Source organism: Nostoc sp. 106C, assembly GCF_002154725.1.
Classification (GTDB): Bacteria; Cyanobacteriota; Cyanobacteriia; order Cyanobacteriales; family Nostocaceae; genus Aulosira.
Map to the genome: position 1 here is coordinate 86444 of NZ_MTAW01000114.1, position 21154 is coordinate 107597.

At 40.2% G+C, this 21154-nt stretch carries 11 protein-coding genes and 1 pseudogene; 6 read left to right on the plus strand and 6 right to left on the minus strand.

Translation table 11 applies throughout. The features are described 5' to 3' along the window. Nucleotides 1-56: 56 nt before the first annotated feature. On the minus strand, nt 57-1106 hold the full coding sequence (locus BV375_RS15870) for a tellurite resistance TerB family protein (protein WP_086762153.1): 1050 nt from the start codon (nt 1104-1106) through the stop codon (nt 57-59). 109 nt (nt 1107-1215) lie between these two features. Next, nucleotides 1216-2451 (minus strand): hypothetical protein, encoded by a 1236-nt coding sequence (locus BV375_RS15875; protein ID WP_086762080.1) that lies wholly within the window; start codon nt 2449-2451, stop codon nt 1216-1218. 276 nt (nt 2452-2727) lie between these two features. Here BV375_RS15875 and BV375_RS15880 point away from each other — a divergent pair. The 6 genes and pseudogenes from BV375_RS15880 to BV375_RS15905 form a co-directional block, all read left to right on the plus strand. Then, nucleotides 2728-2928 (plus strand): annotated as a pseudogene (locus BV375_RS15880) (polyphosphate:AMP phosphotransferase); the annotation flags it as partial. 974 nt (nt 2929-3902) lie between these two features. Beyond that, the gene (locus BV375_RS15885; RefSeq protein ID WP_086762082.1) at nt 3903-5831 is read left to right on the plus strand and encodes an alpha-amylase family glycosyl hydrolase; all 1929 of its coding nucleotides are present in this window, start codon (nt 3903-3905) and stop codon (nt 5829-5831) included. A gap of 839 nt (nt 5832-6670) precedes the next feature. After that, nucleotides 6671-11251 (plus strand): LamG-like jellyroll fold domain-containing protein, encoded by a 4581-nt coding sequence (locus BV375_RS15890; protein ID WP_086762084.1) that lies wholly within the window; start codon nt 6671-6673, stop codon nt 11249-11251. Between the two features lie 546 nt (nt 11252-11797). Then, complete coding sequence (locus BV375_RS15895; RefSeq protein WP_143842098.1) at nt 11798-12031, plus strand: hypothetical protein; 234 nt, start codon at nt 11798-11800, stop codon at nt 12029-12031. Nucleotides 12032-12097: 66 nt separating this feature from the next. Then, nucleotides 12098-14728, plus strand: coding sequence for a chloride channel protein (locus BV375_RS15900; protein ID WP_086762155.1), 2631 nt, complete (start codon nt 12098-12100; stop codon nt 14726-14728). 465 nt (nt 14729-15193) lie between these two features. Next, nucleotides 15194-15910: a response regulator transcription factor gene (locus BV375_RS15905; protein ID WP_086762088.1), complete on the plus strand. Its 717-nt coding sequence runs from the start codon at nt 15194-15196 to the stop codon at nt 15908-15910. On the opposite strand, the gene BV375_RS15910 is transcribed toward BV375_RS15905, so the two are convergent. From BV375_RS15910 to BV375_RS15930, 4 genes are all read right to left on the minus strand, one after another. Beyond that, the gene (locus tag BV375_RS15910) at nt 15868-16338 is read right to left on the minus strand and encodes a response regulator (protein ID WP_086762090.1); all 471 of its coding nucleotides are present in this window, start codon (nt 16336-16338) and stop codon (nt 15868-15870) included. The two genes, BV375_RS15905 and BV375_RS15910, sit on opposite strands and share 43 nt — an antisense overlap. A 698-nt stretch (nt 16339-17036) precedes the next feature. Then, nucleotides 17037-17615, minus strand: a complete 579-nt coding sequence (locus tag BV375_RS15920; RefSeq protein ID WP_086762095.1) for a chemotaxis protein CheB — start codon at nt 17613-17615, stop codon at nt 17037-17039. Between the two features lie 2 nt (nt 17616-17617). Further along, the gene (locus tag BV375_RS15925; protein ID WP_086762097.1) at nt 17618-18448 is read right to left on the minus strand and encodes a protein-glutamate O-methyltransferase CheR; all 831 of its coding nucleotides are present in this window, start codon (nt 18446-18448) and stop codon (nt 17618-17620) included. Nucleotides 18449-19329: 881 nt separating this feature from the next. Continuing rightward, nucleotides 19330-20988: an alpha-amylase family glycosyl hydrolase gene (locus tag BV375_RS15930; protein ID WP_086762099.1), complete on the minus strand. Its 1659-nt coding sequence runs from the start codon at nt 20986-20988 to the stop codon at nt 19330-19332. Between the last annotated feature and the right edge of the window lie 166 nt (nt 20989-21154).

Genomic DNA, 21154 nt, shown 5'->3' on the forward strand with positions numbered 1-21154 from the left:
TGTCTGAAATCACCCTGCTATTACTTTGCTTTCAGAGGAGAACGGCTGCGATTTGGTTAACTGAACTGTATAGTTTTAACAAAATCTAAAATCTTTTCTTTGATATTTTTGGCTTCTTCTTCCACCCCAGCGGGAGTTTCGCCGTTAAAAAAGCTGCGCTGATAACTAACTATATATAAAAAATCAGCCTTAATAAAGACAAGTAACCCTCGGTACGCATCTAATCTTGTGGCAGAACCGTTATTTTCTTGCTTGGAAATTGTTGACCCTTGTGGCATATCAACTAACACATAGTAAGCCCCTGCTAATGTGGCTTCCAAATATTCTGCATACTTTATCTGAGCATTTGGTACATTGGCAGAAATCGCCTGAGGTACATACCTGTCTACTAAAATCGATTGCAGATATTCTTCCTGTCCCAAAGATTCTATTTCTTCTTCATGTTCTGGAGGAATAGGATAATAATCAATCCTGATTAAAGTGCCAAAATCATCAGAAAAGCCGACTACTCCTTCCTGGCTCTGAATTCTACCCCCTTGCTCTGAGTTAACAGGAATTGGCACTGTAAAATTTCCTAAAGGCGATTCGTATGCTTCATCGCCATAGTCTTCCGCTAACGTGATTTCAACTTCGTCATCTGTGAATTCTAGATTTTCTGCTTCTTCAAAAGCAGCAATTACTTCTTGGATAATTTCTTCTGCTTCCTCATCTTCCAAATCTAGGGCTTGTTGTAACTCTTTGAGATAAGACTGCTTTTCTTTAGGAATAACCAATTCTTCGTCTATAAGTACGATCGCACCCGCCGCAAAAGCATCTAACACTATGTCATCCGAAAGGGCTGCACTGGCGGTATTAAACAAAGCGCCGAGTCCTTTCTCTTCTGCAATCTCTAAGAGTCTTTGAACCATATCTGTGATTTCTGCTTCTGAGTATTCCTCAAATACCTCAAAATCCCAGAGAACAGTGGCTAAAGCTTCTGCATCTATTTCTTCTATCGAAGAATCAGTGATCGCGGTGATGACTGCGATCGCTGCTACTCCTTCTTCTGGACTCAATGATTCTTCTGTAGTCTGTTTTGAATCAAAAATCTTATCATACTTAGTCATTATCGCTACCTCAAAAAAATACCTTTCTAGTAATAACTGATTAAAACTGACAATGGTTAGTTTAGCAATGTAGCGAATCTGTGCCACAACAGATTCGCCATAAGATCATCTAATTTTGCTGTTGCCTTGAAACATAAAGGAAGTGATTGGCAATACTTTCATAGAACTTCATATCAGTCCAGTAACTTAGATGTCCTCCAGTTCCCCAAGTAGTTTGAGATGTCATTTCCTCATTCTTGAGGTTGTCGTAGTAATCTAGGTTACCGCTAATTGGATCTAGTAAGTGGTAATAATTGACCCAAAAAATTTGCTCAAGTTGGCAAACTACAGGAGTTTTGGATAAGTAAGGAATTTTCCTAATCAATTCTGGTTTCACACGGAAGGAGTTAAGCTGTTCGATAATCCGTCGTCGAATATACTGTTGTTCCTGTGCCACATTTCGGAAGAAAAAGGCGATTTTATCTAGTGGTGAACCAAAGGTAATGAGTCCTTTGAGTTTATCGATACCCATACTTTTGCCCAAATCTGGAGAAAGGCTGGACTCAATACACAGAAGATTTAATGTATCGTAGGCAATACAACTACCTAAAGAATGTCCAGCAATGATGACTTGGTCGTAATTAGCTTGCTGATCTTGCAGAATTTCTTGGAGTAATGTTAAGCATTCTGAAATCACCTGTTGGCGAATTTTTTGATAAGGTGATTTGGGATCAGTTTTGGTGTAAATAGCAACATCACCGACAAAATTAATTAAAGGTGGAGTGATCAACGTTTTACTAAGTTTCCACGCTGATTGCAGATAACGTCCCTTGAGAAACGGGCCTGCAAATAATAGAACTAACAAAAGTCCCAATCGCAATACAGGGTATATAAAGTTAAATATACGCAGGAATATAGTGAGCGATCGCAAGCGAAATCTAAAGAAACCTTTGCGATTTTGGTTCTCCAAAAGCTCATCTAATAAGTCTTTGTTCTGTGGGCGGTTGTAAAACTCAATTGTGCCATCAAGTGTCTGCTCTGCCCATTGCAATATTTCAGGCACAGTAATTTTATTTTCTGTATCAGGTGCCCAATAATATTCGTGAACGTCAATTAATCCTTCTTGTTGATTGTCTGTTGGAGTTAATCTGACATAGCTTTCCGTCCACCCACTACCATTTGAAAATTTACGCCTAGCAATGTGGTGTTCTAGATCGGTTGGTAATTTCTGCTCTTCAAAGTATTTAAGCAAGTTCTGAGCAAAATAGTCTACAGTTTCATAAGGATTTTGTTCACCGATTCCGTGGATCAGTAAAAAAGCTGTGCGACCTTGAGGAAACCTCGCATTAATTGGTGTCTCAGTCATATGTTTACCACTTTTATAGGAATTATTTTGCTCTTATAGCCGTTTGTAGTGGAGTGAAAAATGACAGCCTTAACGAAAAAATTGCCAATTTAGTCGTGCATCCACCCTCACTACTACTTTTTTTCAGTTTTTAGCAGAAATACAGCTGCTATTTATAGTGTCACGAGCTTGCAGCCAAATTCCTCATACCTGTTAACAAGTTTATATTTCATCATCTGTTTGTAAGCATTTCCAGGGTTTTCGGCATATCATCTATAGTTCAGCACCGATGAAGACTGGCGCAATCGAGAAAAGTGGCCTTACTACGAAGTAGCAGTCAATCAAGAGATTCAACGTACCACTATCCCAACCGCTCCTTGGACAATCGTTGCTGCTAATGACAAATACTATGCCAGAGTCAAGGTGATTGAAACAGTTGTTGATGCAATTCAGGCTGAAATCAAACGACGTAAGAAAGGGAATCGTTTAATTTTTTAATGCGACTTTGGGTAAATTTTGGTTTGAAACGCAGAGGTACACAAAGAATTTCTAAAATAAAGCGATCGCACCTCTGACATTGACTTATTAATTTTAACTAGTATAAATGTGATTTTCCTATCAAAAATCAGCAATAGAAAGAACTCGTATTTTATTGCTGAAAAAACGACCTACTCATTTTCTAATGGGTGCATCCCAGTTTTTATTTCGCAACGAGAGTATAACTGTCATTACGTAAAGCCTTCTCCTAGCAAAGACGCTGCGCGTAGCGTCTCGTAGAGAGGAGGTACGATGTAGGCGGAGCCTTCCCGTTCGACGAAGTCGTTCCCGAAGAGTAGGGTAGCAATCGCATAGATTTGTTCGTAGTGCGAGATTTGCGATTGCTTCACTGCACTTCGTTTCGTACCCTGCGGGAAGGCGTTCCGCCAACGCAATGACGTTGTAAAAAAGTGGGATGCTCCCTTTTCTAATTTTCTTTCCTTTTTGCCTGTGCCTTACCTCTACGAGTAAGTTCACGAATCACATAGGAGAAACTAAATTTATCTACAAACCTCTTCTTTTCTGTCCTCTGCCATCTGCTTTTTCATAACAACAATTTTTAATGCCGACCTGCTTATATCCCAATACAGTTCAGTTAAGAAAATTCATTGACAACAAAGTTCAGAAATAATTACTAAACAAAAAACCGAACAATTATTTTGGAGGGGGCTTGGGGGACGCAACCGTCCCTCAATCGGGGGTTTGGGGGAGAATCCCCCAAATCTTGGTTTTTGTTCGACAGATGAGAACTCTTATCACCTTAACTGAACCGTATTGACTTATATCCAGAGGCAGAAGCTTAAACTACCTGGAGATAGATGCTTATAAAAGAAAAATGATTAGATAATACCGAAGTTTGCAGTTAAATAGATACATCAAAAGCAAAATATCCTTAGCGCTACAAACCTTTATTCTCTAAAAACTTAAATCTTTTTATGGTACAGACTCCCCCATCTCAATTCTCTTCAGAGCAATACAAAGTAGATGCACCCAATGAAGAAGTAGAAAATATAATACAATCACCACCATCAGAGACAGAAATTAATTTAGAATTCCTCTACACTAGGGATATTGAGTTTCGTCAGGAAACTATTTACTTTATCGTGGTCGATCGCTTTCATGATGGCGATCCAAATAATAGCGAAGGTATCAACTCAGAACTGTACGATCCAACCGGACAAGATTGGGGAAAGTACTGGGGTGGAGACTTACAAGGTGTAATTGATAAATTAGATTATTTAAAAAATATGGGAGTCACAGCCATTTGGTTGACTCCATTGTTTGAGCAAGTTGAAGAGTTATTTGTTGGGAATGCTGCCATACATGGCTATTGGACAAAAGACTTTAAGCGGCTCAATCCTCGCTTCATTGCTGAAGGAGAAAATCCTTCTTTAAACGCAACTCAAGAAACAAGAGATACAACATTTGATCGCTTGATTACAGAGCTACACAAGCGCAACATGAAGTTGGTGCTGGATATTGTGTGCAACCATAGTACACCTGATACTAGTGGTAGCAAAGGTGAATTATATGATGATGGTGTGAAAATTGCTGACTTCAATGATGATGTGAATCATTGGTATCATCATTACGGCGAAGTGCAAAATTGGGAAGATGACTGGCAAGTACAGAATTGCGAATTAGCTGGTTTAGCAACTTTCAATGAAAATAATAGCGAATATCGTGAGTACATCAAATCAGCAATTAAACAATGGCTAGACAGAGGTGTTGATGCACTGCGCGTAGATACTGTCAAGCATATGCCAATTTGGTTTTGGCAAGAATTCACTGGTGATATGTGCAATCACAAACCAGATGTATTCATTTTTGGTGAATGGATTTATAGCAATCCCAGTGACGATCGCTCTGTGGAATTTGCTAATAACTCTGGGATGACAATCCTAGACTTTGGTTTGTGTGTGGCGATTAGAGCCGCATTGGCACAGGGTTCAGAAAACGGATTTCATACAATTCAATATATCTTTGACCAAGACCATCGCTACAGTGGGGCAACAGAGTTAATTACTTTTATCGATAACCATGATATGTCTCGCTTCCAATCGCTGAACCCCGATCCAGCGATGTTGAAGGTTGCGATCGCCTTAATTATGACTTGTCGTGGTATTCCCTGCATCTATTACGGTACAGAACAATATCTGCATAACGATACCGATGGCGGTAACGATCCCTACAATCGCCCGATGATGGAGAAGTGGGATAATGATACTGAGATTTATCGTTACGTTAGACTACTATCTGGTTTGCGACGACTCAATCCTGCCATATCAATGGGTAGCCACTGGCAAAAGTATTTAACAGAAAATGTTTATTGCTACGTGCGCCGCTATCGTGACTCTTTGTGCTTTGTCGCCTTGAATCGTGGCGGAGAAGTTACTCTAGAAGAAGTAGAGACAGAACTACCTGATGGCGAACATACCTGTGTAGTAACTCGTAACAAGTATGAAGTCAAAGATGGCAAGATTCAAAACTTGGTACTTGAAGAACGAGGAGTGATTGTTTTTAGCCACGTTGGGGAAAGAATTAAAGCACAGACAATTGTACGCGTGCAATTAAATGGCGTCCAAACTCAACCAGGTGAAATCATCGTTGTCACCGGAGACTGTCCAGAGTTGGGTAACTGGGATATTAGCAAAGCCTATCCCCTAGAGTACATCAACACCAATACCTGGTTTGCGGAGATTCCGTTTAATGAGAGTACAGGTAAGTTAATTAGTTACAAATATGCCATGTGGCGTGAAGGGCGATCGCCCCTGCGCGAAAATACTGTACCCCGTCGTTGGGTAATTGCCAAAGAAGGCACAGTCAAATGGCGGGATACCTGGACATCGGGAAGAGAATCGTAGAAATATAAAATCAAGAGTGAGGGAACAAAATTTTCATCCTTCACTCTTCATTTTCCTCTACCTCCCTTGTTTTTACCAAATAAAAGTACGATTTTATAAAACTTTTACTCAGAATATATATAATCTTCTAAATTAAAAGCACAAAGTTTAAATTATGCTTTTCATAAGCGGATCATAGCCAGCTTAATTGATATAAAACATAATTTTTACAACCTCAATATTTGCTGCTGAAACTACAATGTTAAACTAGTATTTTTACTATCTTTAATATTCTTCAGCTTTAAAAATACTTGATATTTTAGTAAAAAACTGGAATTAAATATAAATTTTGTGAAAAAAGCTCTCAATTAATTTGACATTAAGTAGAAATTTACTGTCCAATAATAATTAATTCATCATAATAAAGGCTCACATAATAATCATCCGAAAAAAAACTTAGATATTGTTATTGCTTAACCTATATCCAGCGGGAGTATCCACTTTTGGAAGAAATACCAAGCGATTAGAAATCGCGGCTAGAAAAACCAAATTCACCTGCGTGGATTATATTGAGCTTTAGCCCCAGACTTCTAGTCTGAGGAGCTATTTGCCAAAAGTGGATGCACCCTATCCAGCAAATAATCATGTTTGTTTTGCTAAAAATGAGAATGACTATGTAGTGGGTTAATACTAACTACCATTTGATTATTTAAAATTACCAAATTTAAATCAATTAGGCACTATTAAAGATTAATTTAGTGCCTAACTTTTAGTGCCTTTTTGAGGCATTAGTTATCAACGGCAATGAGTCCAAAAAACTCTCTTTTGGACTTATTGATGTTCGGTTAACTAAAAATAAAATGTTAAATTCTCCAAATCTAGGAAACCCTTCTTTTGATCTGGGAACATATACTTCTTTAAATGATATCTCTGGTGTACGCGACAAGACTATTCTAGGTAACGAGCTGATGTTATCAGGGGCGCAGCTTGAATCCTCTAGTAGCCAGAATTTGGTTTTTATTGATGGTGCTATTGCCAACAACTTTAGTCTGACTAAAAGCTTTCGTGATGCAAAGGTGTTCACCCTCAATCCCAACCTTGATGGTGTAGCACAGATTGCTGATGTTCTTGCTGATTACACAAATGTTGCGAGTGTACATATTGTCTCCCACGGTAATGTTGCGGATGTGGCATTAGGCAACACTCATTTGAATTTACAGAACCTCAGCTTATACAACAGTGCTCTCAAAAGTTGGAGTCATGCTTTTACTGAAGATACTGATGTGTTGTTCTATGGCTGTAATGTAGGAGCAGGCACTCAAGGACAGTCATTTATCCAGCAGCTTAGTCAATTAACTGGTGCGGATATTGCTGCCTCAAATAACCTTACAGGTAGTTCCCAGTTCGCGGGAGACTGGAATTTAGAAGTGACAACTGGCAGCATTGAGAGCATCGGTGTCCTAGATAAAGCCGCTATTGCAGATTATGACGGTGCTAACCTTGCAAGTATTGATGATGGTTTGATTGCTCGCTGGCAATTTGATGAAGGTAGCGGTCTGACAGCAACTGATACTATTCAGAGCAACAATGGCACCCTGTTAAATAACCCTCAGTGGTCTAGTGGCAAGGTTAACGGCTCTTTACGATTTGATGGAGTAGATGATTATGTAAGCGTGCCTAGTAATCCTAGCCTCAATCTGAATGGTGGGACATTCACCCAATCGCTATGGATTTATTCCAACATTACAGATAATGGCTATCATGGCGTTCTCGGCTATCAACCAGGAGGCGCAGTTAATCAGCGCTACCCAGGCATTTGGGTTTATAACCAAACACAAATTCATGCTGGTTTTGGAGATGGTAGCAACTGGAACGCTTTTAGCACAGGAAATGTCCTCAAACCGAATTCTTGGAATCATGTAGCTACAACCTTTGACGGCACAACATACAAAGCTTATGTAAATGGCCAAGAAGTTTACTCAACTAATAACTTTGCCGGACGCAAACCTTATGCAACTCAACAATTAAATATTGGACGAGTTGATAACTACTTTGCTGGGCAAATTGATGATGTGCGCATTTATAATCGCGCCCTCAATGCTGCTGATATTGCCACCTTGGCACAGCTTGGGACACCCACTGCCACCCCCGGTGTAATTAGTGTGGAAACCAATACTATCGCTGTCAATGAAGCTGATAGCAGTGCCACTGTTACCGTACTTCGACAACAGGGAAGTGATGGTACGGTAACGGTTGACTATCAAACAGTTGATGGTTCTGCTACTGCTGGTGCAGACTACACCAGACAATCAGGGACGCTAACATTTGCTCCTGGCGAAACCCGCAAATCTGTAACGATTCCAATCCTAAATGACAATCTGCCAGAACCGAATGAAACTTTTGATTTTGCTATTAATAACATCACTGGTGGAGCCACTCTATTAGCACCTCAAACCGCTGAAATCACAATTGTAGACAATGAGAATAGCACTGGTTTGGTGGGTTATTGGAAGTTAGATGAGACTACTATTGGTGCCACCGTCGTTGATTCATCGGGTTTTAACAATAATGGCAACCACGTCAATATCACCTCACCAAGCGGTCCGACAACGAAAGTTCCTTTGTTAAACTTTGCTGATCCCAACAGTTTGACATTTGACGGAGTAGATGACTACGTTAATCTGCCTAGTAATCCTAGCCTCAATCTGAATAGTGGGACATTTACACAATCAGCGTGGATCTATTCCAACATTACAGATAATGGCTATCATGGCGTTCTCGGCTATCAACCAGGAAATGCAGTCAATCAGCGCTATCCGAGCATTTGGATTTATAACCAAACACAAATTCATGCTGGGTTTGGGGATGGTAGTAACTGGAACGCTTTTAGCACAGGAGATGTCCTTAAACCAAATTCCTGGAATCATGTAGCCACATCATTTGACGGCACCACATACAAGGCTTATGTGAATGGACAAGAAGTATACTCCACCACTCAGTTTGCCGGACGTAAACCCTATGCAACTCAACAACTAAATATTGGGCGAATTGATAACTACTTCTCTGGACAAATTGATGATGTGCGCATTTATAATCGTGCCCTCACTGCTGCTGATATTACTACCTTGGCACAACTTGGGACACCTACTTCTAGCCCTGGTGTAATTGGATTAGAAACTAGCACTATCAATGTCAATGAAGCGAATGGCACTGCCACTGTCACTGTACTCCGAAAACAGGGAAGTGATGGTACGGTCACGGTTGACTATCAAACAGTTGATGGTTCTGCTACTCCTGGTGCAGACTACATCAGACAATCAGGGACGCTGACCTTTGCTCCTGGTGAAACCCGCAAATCTGTAACGATTCCTATCCTAGATGATAGTCTCACAGAGGGAAATGAAACTTTTGGCTTTGCCATTGACAACATCACTGGTGGGGCGACTCTATTAGCACCCCGGACTGCTCAAATTACGATTGTAGACAATGAAAATGTCTCAGGACTGGTGGGGTATTGGAAGTTAGATGAGACTACTATTGGTGCCACCGTTGTAGATTCATCGGGTTTTAACAATAATGGCAGCCACGTCAATATCACCTCACCTAACGGTCCCACAACGAAAGTCCCCCTCTTAAATTTTGTTGACCCTAACAGTTTGACCTTTGATGGGGTAGATGACTACGTGAATTTACCCAGCAGTCCGACACTGAATTTGAGCAATGGTACATTTACTGAATCAGTATGGATCTATTCCAACATTACAAATAATGGCTATTATGGGGTTCTTGGTTATCAACCAGCTGGCGGCAATGCTCAGCGTTACCCAGGAATTTGGGTGTATAACCAAACACAAATTCATGCTGGTTTTGGGGATGGTACTAACTGGAACGCGTTCACCACAGGAAATGTCTTGAGGCTCAATGCCTGGAACCAAGTGGTCACAACGTTTGACGGTACTACATACAAGGCTTATGTGAATGGGCAGGAAGTTTACTCCACCAATGACTTTGCTGGACGCAAACCCTATGCAACTCAACAACTAAATATTGGGCGCGTTGATAACAACTTCTCTGGGCAAATTGACGATGTGCGAATTTATAACACAGCTTTAGGAGCAGCAGAGATCCAGCAGCTATACCAAGCTCAACCTGTGACGGAGCAGAAGCAGTTATTCACGGATACGGTTATATCTGGTTTAGTACAACCAACAGCTATAGACTGGACACCTTCTGGACAGCTACCTGATGGACAGCTAATGTTTGTTGCCCAAAAGAGTGGAGTGGTCAGAGTCTTCAAAAATGGTTCTTTACTACCAACTCCTTTTATCGATATTTCTCAACAGGTTAACAATGTTAGCGATCGCGGTTTGCTAGATATTGCTGTTCATCCGGATTTCATTCACAATCCCTATGTTTACTTGCTGTTTACCTACGATCCTCCAGAAGTTTACCAAAACACTGGTTTAGCAGGCCCAGACCAGGAAGGAAATCGAGCTGGTCGCCTGATTCGAGTCACAGCTGATGCAAGCACAAACTATACTACCGCTATACCTGGTAGTGAAGTTATCCTGCTTGGTAAAAATAGTACCTGGAATAATTTCAATGGATTTGTTAACAGCACAGTAGAATTTAACGAACCTCCAGCCGGGATTCTACCAAATGGGCAAAATATCCAAGATTTCCTTGCTGGCGATAGTACAACTCACTCCATTGGTACGGTGAAATTTGGGCCAGACGGCGCACTCTATGTCAGCAATGGAGATGCAACTTCCTACAACCAAGTTGACCCCCGTACATTTCGTGTTCAAGATATTGATAACCTGTCTGGTAAGATTTTGCGTATTGACCCCTTGACTGGTCAGGGTCTGCCAAATAATCCCTTCTATAATGGCGATCCTAACAGTAACCGTTCCAAGGTCTACCAATATGGATTGCGGAACGCTTTCCGTTTTACCATCGATCCTCAAACCGGACAAGTTTATATCGGTGAAGTAGGTTGGACTCAGTGGGAAGAAATCAATGCAGGCGGACCAGGGGCAAACTATGGTTGGCCCTACTATGAAGGAGGTAGTGGCGTTAGCTTACAGACTAGTGGCTACAAAGATTTATCCCAATCCCAAGCTTTTTATGCTAGTGGGCAAACAACGACACCAGCTATTTATGCTCTTAACCATAGTACTAGTGGAATTAACGCTATTATCATGGGTGACCTTTACACAGGAACTGCATATCCCCAACAGTATTGGGGCGACTTGTTCTTCAACGATTTAGGTCAAGGTATCGTCCGTAATCTCAGCTTTGATTCGGCTGGGAACGTTACATCAGTGGAAACTTTTGCTACGAATGCTCAAATTGTGGTGCAGATTAATATGGGCCCTGACGGTAACTTATACTTTGTTGATTTAGATAATGGTTCAGTTGGTCGCTGGCGGTTTGCCTAATCAATCTAATTAGTCTTTTGATAAATCCCTAGTAAATCGCTGGGGATTTTTTGATGTAGCGATCGCTATTGAACAAGTTTTTTTGCTGACACAAGAGTTTGCGATCGCCTGTTTTCAGAAAGCGTGCTGCTTCAAATATTTCCTATTTCTGTCCTCTTTGTTGAATAAAGTACCTTTTATTTGCAGTCATTTAATTTATTAAAAAAACAGATACACATAGATAATTTATTTATATATCTATGTGTATCTATTGTTTGTAAGCGGCTGAAGTTCCATATATCTGTAACACATTTGCCATCACTTTGATACAAAAGATATTTAAAATTATATTTAATCTTAATATTTAACTTAAGCACTGGGTATTAGTACTATTTTTTTCGCCGTATGATACCTCTTCGGGTAGATGTAAAAACTAGCATTTTTCTTACACAGTAGTAGTTTCCGGTTGATTTAGGAAATATTTAGTTAGCTTTTACCTTGGAATTCAAAATTCAAATTAAGGCTATCCATCAGCGAATCTTGGGGCTGGCAGCGTGGAGATTTGATATGAAAAAACATCAGGAACATCAAGATGAAAATCCACTTCCGACCAAATTTACAGATAAATCACAGAGAAAGTTTGGCAGAACAGAACTGTATCTTCTCCTATTACTACTTTTTGCCGGGATTACTGTAGATACTTGCTTCAACCATCACCAACTCCCTTGGAAATCATCCGATGGTAATGTAACTAGTGAATTTAAAGCAGGGAGTGCGATCGCTCCCCCCAGCAGTAACTAACTTTCCTTTGATGGTAGTTGTTTAATGGCTAAAGTCGCTGATTGGTTTTTCAAATCTAACTCCAAGATGGTCAATATTGGACGAATTCTAGGTAAACGTCTATCTCGTCTACTTTTACGACCAAAGCGTCTTGCCATTTTTGAAGCTTGCCTAATTGGTTTAGTTTCTGGATTAGCGGCTGTTTTGTTAGGTCAAAGCGTGGGTTGGCTAGGTGGCTGGCGACAACATGCATCTCATATATTTGCTGCTTACCTGGTGTTACCAGCAATTGGGCTAGTTGGAGGATTTTTGGCTGGGTGGCTGGTAGAAAAGATTGCTCCTTCGGCAGCTGGTAGCGGTATGTCAGAAGTCAAGGCAGTGCTGGCACAAGTACCCATGCCCCTGAATTTGCAAATTGCTTTAGTCAAACTAGTGAGTGCAACTTTGGTTTTAGCGTCAGGAATGCCTCTAGGGCGGGAAGGGCCAACAGTGCAAATTGGCGCAGCTTTAGCTAATCAGCTGAGTCGCTGGTTTCCCACATCTCCTGACCATCGTCGTCAGTTAATAGCCGCGGGTGCTGGGGCGGGACTGGCGGCTGCTTTTGATGCACCGATCGCAGGAGTGTTATTTGTAGTTGAAGAACTCTTGCAAGAGACTTCTGGTATCACCTTAGGAACGGCAATTCTCGCTTCATTTATCGGTGCTGTTGTAGCTAGGATTTGCGGTACTCACAGTTTAGATTTAAATCTACACTTAGTAACTCCCAACACCAGCTTTTTTGCCTCTGAGATTCCCTTTTATCTGCTGCTGGGAATCTTGGCAGGCTTAGGAGGTGTGTTATTTAATCGCGGAATTCTGGCTGGACTTAACTTCAATCGTCGCTTTCTCAAAATCAGCTTACCTTGGCGAGTAGGACTAGCTGGTTTACTCACTGGATTAGCACTTGTTGCCCTACCGCCAGTTTTTAGAGATAATGCTGGCTTACGAGAACTGTTACTCACAGGTAATGCCAACTGGCCACTAGTGACGCTGGTATTTTGCATTCAATTCTTGCTCATTCTCGTTACTTACTCTTCCGGCGCGCCTGGGGGATTATTAGTGCCAACTCTGGCTTTAGGGGCTGCCCTCGGTTATCTAATTGGGATGTGGGAACATCAGTGGTTGGGTTTGAGCTTGGCGACAACCTATGCCAGGGTAGGCATGGGGGCGTTCTTTTGTGCTGTCGCGCGAGTACCGATTACAGCAGTGATCATCGTCTTTGAAATGACCACCGACTTTAATCTGGTGTTACCGTTGATGATTGTCTCGGTGACTGCTTATTTAGTAGCAGAAATCGTAGAGGAGGGGTCACTTTACGATAAATTGCTGGCATTTAAAGGTATTCATTTATCTAAAGCAGGCATAGCTTCTGGGCCTTGGACAGAATTAACAGCCGCCGATGTCATGCAACCTCGTGTGGAAACCCTCACCAGCCAGATGAGTTTGGATGAAGCATTGCAGGCATTTTCGCAATCCTCCCATCGCGGCTTTCCAGTCTTAGAGGACGGTAAGTTAGTAGGTATGCTGACGCAAAAAGATATTGCCAACCTCTCTCAAAGGGGTTTGAATAGCGATCGCACTGTAGCAGCAACTATGACTCCACAGCCAGTCATTACTCGCCCTGATGACACCTTGGCCCATGTACTGCACTTGCTCAATCACTACAATCTCAGCAGTTTACCAGTAGTAGAAGGACGCCGCCTGGTAGGCATTATCACCCGTAGCGATATTATCCGTATCGAAGCCGCCTATCTCAACGGACAAGAACAGTTATTAGGCCCCAAACCAGAACCATCGCGGGTGATTTACCAAACTCGTTCTCCAGAAACTGGACAAGGAAGATTACTAGTACTGTTAAGCAATCCCAAAACAGCTGCAACAATTTTGGAGATGGCTGTAGCTATTGCCCGCGATCGCCATTATGAAATTGAATGTCTGCATATAATTGTTGTACCTCGCCATCAATCTTTGACAGAAACCAATACTAGTATAAGTTCTGCTCAACACCTGCTGCGTCAGGCGATGCGTTTAGGACAAGCATGGAATGTCCCGATGCATACTCAAATCCGGGTGGCTCACGATTTATCGGAAGCAATTTTGCAAACTATCAAAGACCGGCATATCAACCTAGTGCTGATGGGTTGGAAAGGTAGCACAAATACACCAGGACGAGTTTTCAGCCGAGTTGTCGATACAATTATCCGGCAAGCAGCCTGTGAAGTAGTTCTAATCAAACTCAAAGACCACAGCCAATTTAATCGCTGGCTAGTGCCAATGGCAGGTGGTCCCAATGCCCAACAAGCAATTCAACTGCTACCTGCGATCGCCTTACTGAGTAAAACCCCAGAAGTCAAGTTATGTCAAGTCTTTGAGTCAAATAAAAATAAACCAGATACAACCATTCTTGAAAAATCTGCTCATTTTCTCAAACAACGGATACAAGGCTCAATTACAATTGCTCCCGTCTACGCTACTTCAGTACCAGAAGCTGTCATAGAATGTGCTAAACAAAACCACAGTGATGTGATTGTTTTAGGAGCTTCTCGTGAAGGAATGCTGCAACAGGCAGTGCATGGTAATATTCCCGCCGTTATCTCCCGCAATAGCCAACAGACTGTAATTTTAGTCAGAGCTGCATCCGCTGTTGGTACAGGTAAACCATATAGCAATCCGATTTAAGTCCTGAATTTACAAAGTAGAGGTGTACTTAGCTTCGCAAAAACAAATATGAGTCGGATAGCACTCCTATTTAATTTAATGTGAGTTCGATGAACCTCTCCCCAACCCCTCTCCGCATCGGCTACGGTGTATAAACAAGTACTATCTGCAAGGGTTTCAGGCGTTATAGACCCAATAAATTGTCAAGTCTCCTCCAACACTGTTTTAAGATTAGAATTCATCTACCCATAGATAGGTAATAAAAAATCTTCAGTCTATTTATATAGCTGCTTCTGGCTTTCTCTTGAATGAGAAGACACTAATCTTGAGATTGTTGTTTTGCTTTTGCAAACAGTTCCTCCGATGGATAGACTCAAATTATTGTATCGCTTTAAAATTGGTACATAAAGCAGAGATAACCTACCAAAAAGAAGAATTTTGTTACCTCTAATTGCTGAAAAAGTATAGATAATTTGAGGCTGGATTATGAACGACATTCGCGTAATTTTAATTGAAGACCACGACCTCACTCGGATAGGAATGCGTGCTGCTTTAAAGCAAAAAGAAGGAATTCAGGTGATTGGTGAAGCTAAAGATGCCAAATCAGGTTTGTCACTGCTTAAATCTATGCAACCAGATGTTGCAATAGTAGATGTGGGCTTACCGGATATGAGCGGAATTGAGTTAACGCAGATGTTCAAAAGTTCTGAGGTAGACTCATCTTTGCCAACTAAAATTTTAATTTTAACTATGAATGATAGTGAAGATACTGTTTTAGCTGCGTTTGCTGCTGGAGCAGATTCTTATTACATGAAAGATGCCAGCATTGAGAAATTAGCTGATGCGATCCGAACTACTCATGAAGGTAACTCATGGATTGACCCTGCTATTGCTCGGATTGTATTGCGGCAAAGCAACAATGTTTATACAGAAGCAAATTCTTCAGTTAAACCGACAACAGTTGCGATTAATTCTTTGTCACCAGTAGAAAGTGAATTTCTTCTTTCCTATCCTTTAACAGCACGTGAGTTAGATGTATTGAAGTTAATAGTGGATGGGTGCAGTAATAGCCAAATTGGTGAGCAACTTTATATTACAGTCGGCACAGTTAAAACTCACGTTCGTAATATTTTAAATAAGCTTTCGGTCAGTGACCGTACTCAAATTGCAGTCCGCGCTTTGCGAGCAGGATTAGTACAATAACTGTTGTTTAAAACATTTGCAATAGAATTTATAAATTCTATTGGTTCTATTGGCTTGACAAAGTAAGCCTGAAATCCTGATGCAAGTGCTTCTTTCTCAGCTATCTCTTGAGAATAAGCAGTTAGAGCTATTGCCGGAATTTGTTTTAGTTGCTTTGCAGACATTGCTCTAATTTTCCGCATCAAAGTACAACCATCTATTTCAGGCAAGCCAATATCACAAAGTAATATATCAGGTTGCGTTTGTTCTAAAACTGCCAGTGCTTCATAAGCTGATCCTGTTACTGCTACATCCGCTCCTGAATCCTCTAACAGAAAAGTTAACAAGAGTTGCGTATCCTCATTATCTTCTACCAGTAAAACTCTTAAACCTTCTAAAATTAGAGAACTTTCGAGAATTTCAGCATTTAGGCTTGTTTTGGCCTGCATATTTTATCCTATCCCCAAATTCTATTCTGAAAGTTAATAGTTTCTTCAGAATTCTAGCAAATAAAAAAAGTATGAGCAAAGGATTAAATTCTGGGCTTGAAATGCATTATAAAACTGTATTAAGTAAATGAATTTATGCCTTTAGATAGATGAAATCCTCATGTAAAATTTAACTAAATACTGCGAATTCCAAGTTAGTGAAGTACATATACTAAAGTCTCAAACGATCATCCACAAGCAGGTTGTTAAATTTGGGTTATATCATGTCTGTTCAAATACCCGTGGTTATCGCTCTTGCGTCACTTTGGGGAGAGAAAATAAATGTAGGTTGGGGAGCCACTCACGTGGGCGGGTTTCCCGACTTGAGTGAAGTGGCGTTTGAACGCAGTGAAACCCAACTAGATCAAGGTTTAAGGATGTTGGGTTTCGTTCCTCAACCCAACCTACGCCTAAATTTATAAAAGTCCGGCATAATAAGCGTTGTAGATTTTTATCTCACGAGAGTGATTAAAGAGCGTTATGTACTCCTTCGCAGAACCCGTTTGCGTAGCGTCTCCAACAGGAGAAGGGTAGTGAAATGAAGCAATCGCAAAAGTTAGATCGATTTTATATTTTGTTATATAGTTAAGTTTATTTTCACCGACTTACTTCTACATGTCCTTTGTTTTAGCACTAATGAAATAGCACTTCTATAACTGCTATAACCGTTGTTTATTTGTATAGTGGCAAAGATAAACTAATTTCTTTGCTATCTCTTCTAAGGACAAAATCCAATCTACAGCAACAGCAGTAATAGCAGCTTTTGGCATCACAGCACATTCAGCCGTAGTAGGTTCTTGAACAATTGCGATTCCAAAATGGGATTTTACCATTTTTAAACCTTGTACGCCATCTTCATTGGCTCCGGTTAAGATCACCCCTATTACTTGTTCGTTATAAATATCAGCAGCAGACTCAAATAAAACATCGATTGACGGACGAGCATAGGAAACAGGAGCATCAGTAGAAAGTGTAAAGTAACCGAATTCAACTAACAAATGATAATCAGCAGGCGCTAAATAAACATAGCCTGATAGAATTTCGTCTTTATCTTCCACTTCTCGCACTATCAAAGGCGTATCTTGCTGTAATAAGTCTCCCAACTTATCACGAGAATCTCGATGGCGATGTTGCACAATTATAATAGGAGATTTTAAGTCTGGTGGTAGATTTTGCAGCAAAACTTTTATAGCAGACAAACCACCAGAAGACGCTCCAATAACTATAATTTTAACCACCTCTAATTCAACCTCCGATAGAGCTTTTCACCTTTGACAAGCTCTTGGTAGTGTTGGTCTTGGCTGGTAAAACGAATTGATTCTTGTCGCCCTAAACCTAAAATACCAAAAGGACAAAGGCTATTATAAAAAAGTTCATGTACGCGCTTTTGCAGCGTTTGGTTGAAATAAATTAAGACATTGCGGCAAATTATGATGTGAAATTCATTAAAAGAACTATCAGTTGCCAAATTATGTTGAGCAAACACAATATTTTCGCGTAGGGATGCGCGAATAATGGCACTGTCGTAACCTGCGGTATAGTATTCTGAAAAAGATGCCTTTCCACCTGCTTTGAGATAAAGTTGAGTGTATTCCTGCATTAGTTTGAGAGAAAAAATCCCACTTTTAGCTTTTTGCAGCACTCTTTCGTTAAAATCAGTAGCGTAAATACGACAACGTTGATAAATCTTTTCCTCTTCTAGTAAAATCGCCATTGAGTAAACTTCTTCTCCCGTTGAACATCCAGCGTGCCAAATGCGAATAAAAGGATAGGTACGTAAAAGCGGAATTACGTCCTTTCTTAACGCCAGATAAAAGCTAGGATCGCGAAACATTGAAGTTACATTTACTGTGAGACTAAGCAAAAATCTTTCCAAACATTCCTGATCGTGTAGCACCTGTGCTTGTAAATTAGAAACGCTAGTAAAGCCTTCTTTTTTGATAAATTGATGGATACGACGTTTTAGCGAAGATAAAGCATAATTGCGGAAGTCGTAACCCCAGTAGCGATAAACTCCTTCAAGTAGTAACTGAATTTCGATATCTTCTAATTTTGGTTTGGGTGAAGTCATAATAAAAGCATGAAACAACTAATTAGTGCTCTTGCTGTAAATGTTTAAAAACCAGCTCCACTAATTATTCAATAAACTATAAAAATCAAGTTTGAATTTTGAAAAAATTTCTTACATATGAAGGTCAATTGTAGGGTGGATATTGCCCTCAGAAGCTAAAGAAGCCCTTCCACAGCACTTTCTCGCCGCCCTCTGGGCGTCTACAAGCTGGGGAACCCTTTCGGCCGTTCCTCTTTGGTGTGACATACGCTAACACTAACGCACTGGCTCCCTTAGATGTATTTCAACAACCAGATATGAATCTTATATTTTTTGTAAATCTTGTTGCTGAGATATAATTGGCTTGTCATTACAGATTGAAATTATCCAGCAATTATTTATTTCTTGATTGAGTATTTTGCTTGCTAGTGAAAATCCTCCCTGTTTTTAAGCAACTATGGTAATAGTAATCTTCATTTAAAGAAAGATGTGAGAAAGTAAATTGTTAACTAGTTTTTGAGTATTATTGATTACTTCATTTTTGATTTCTATAAATACACTCATTTCTAAAATAAAACTTTGATAATGTTTTAACGCCTGTCTCAAGTGAGATAAATGAATAATTCTATGGTTGTAGCTTTAGAATTTTATGTATATAATTATTTAATTTAATATTAAGCTTTACAAAATATTTATTGAATAATATTAAATGCAAATTGCTAATTTAAAATACATTCTTACTTTTGCCTCTGCTTTCTAGTTCTAGAAATATTAAATAATTAATATATTATTAATAAATTATTTAGTAAAAACCATATTCAGCTAAAAAGACAAAACCTGGTTTTGTTGGATAAACCTGGTTATTGTCTTAATAGCGTTCCTAGAAACAAAATTCCTGGCTATTATTGCCAGACAAAGACCTTAGCTTCAAACGGGCCTACATCAGTCATCAACGAGTTATCACCAGCTTCGACATCATAATTAGCTGTCCACTCGTGCCAAGTACCATTTTCAGGAAAATCGGGAATTGTATATCCTGCCAAAAATTCACTAGAAAAGTTGGCAACGACTACCACACGGGAACCTTCATCATTCCAACGAGTGTATGCTAGTACTTGAGATTCTGAATTTTCATGGAAAAAGTTAATATTTTCCGTATAGAGAGCATGATTTTGTTTGCGGAGAGCGATTAAACCTTTGTAGTAATTAAATAAACCGCGATTATCGTCACCAGCAAGCAATGTCCAGTCAATTTTTACCTGACTGGGAGTTTTATATTTGAATTCACCAAACTCTTCCCCCATCCAAATTAAAGGAACACCTACCGCAGTCATTAAGAGAACTACACCCAACTTGATGCGACGGAAAGCTTCCTCACCCAAAATTTCGCGATCGCCTAGATCTGCCATCACATGATTGTGGTCATGGTTGGTGAGGTAGTTAACTACATTGGTTGCACCCATAAAGCCTTGGCGTTTGCAATCCAGTACATCTTTTAGCCGTTCTAAATCAAAAGTATCTCCAGCGATATGCTCTAGAACGCAATGATAAAAGCTATCATGCCAGCAACCATCCATCGGGCCATCAACATTGGTAATGCTAGGTGTTTCGGGGATGTGTTCGGCAATATTGTAAAAGGGTTTGGCTCCAGCAGTTTGCTTTGCTTCCTGGACAATCCAATGCATAAAATCATAATTGGCAATTTGCCGTGCTGCATCGTAACGAATACCGTCAATATGGTACTCCTGAACCCAGTAACGCACAGTATCGCCAATAAATTTGCGTGCTGGGTAGATTTCGAGATTTTCGTCGTAGTGTTCGTAATTAAATTCCGGCCCCCAGTTATTATCAGGGTCGCGGGGAGCATGATGATACCAATAATCGTGGTCAATTTGAGTTAATGGTGCGGAAGCTTCGGAGTGGTTGTAAATCCCGTCCATCAACACCCGAATTCCTCTAGCATGACACTCATCAATTAACTGTTTCAAATCTGCGGTAGAACCATAACTAGATTCTGTGGCAAAGAAATGCCGAGGATTATAACCCCAACTGTAATCGCCAGGATACTCTTTGACTGGCATCAGTTCAATGGCGTTAATTCCCAAATCGCAGAGATAATCCAGCTTCTCAATTACATGCTTATACTTACCTCGCGTCTTGGGGTCATCTTCACCACCAGAGAAGTCTGCAACATGCAATTCGTATATAACTAATTCATGGTCAGCAGGTAATGGGCGATCGTCATACATCCAAACATATGTATCGACAATCTTTTCACCATCCTTGATCCGCACAATACTATTTTCACTAGCGCTCATGCCATCAATATCAGTAGCATAAGGGTCAGTGACCTCTATCCACTGGTCTTCTTCAAAAAACCAACTTTTCGACTGTACGCGAAATTTGTATTCGTAAGTGCCATCTTCTAAATCTACAGTAACTCGAAAATAACCTTCTTCGCCCTTTTCCATTGGGATCTCTTGCCAATCAGAAAAAGAAGCAATTAAAGATGCAGCTTTGTTATAAGGAGCAAACAAATTAAATTCTATAGAACTTGACATAAAATCCTTTTTTGTGGCGAACTCTTTTTCGGCGTTGCATGATTTCATTTTCCAACGCAGCTTTAAAGAAGCACATCACACTTCAGATCAAAAAATAGCTTAACTGATTCTTCCTCAAGATTTACTAGAGTCATCCATAAGATAGTCTGCAATATTCTCACAGGTT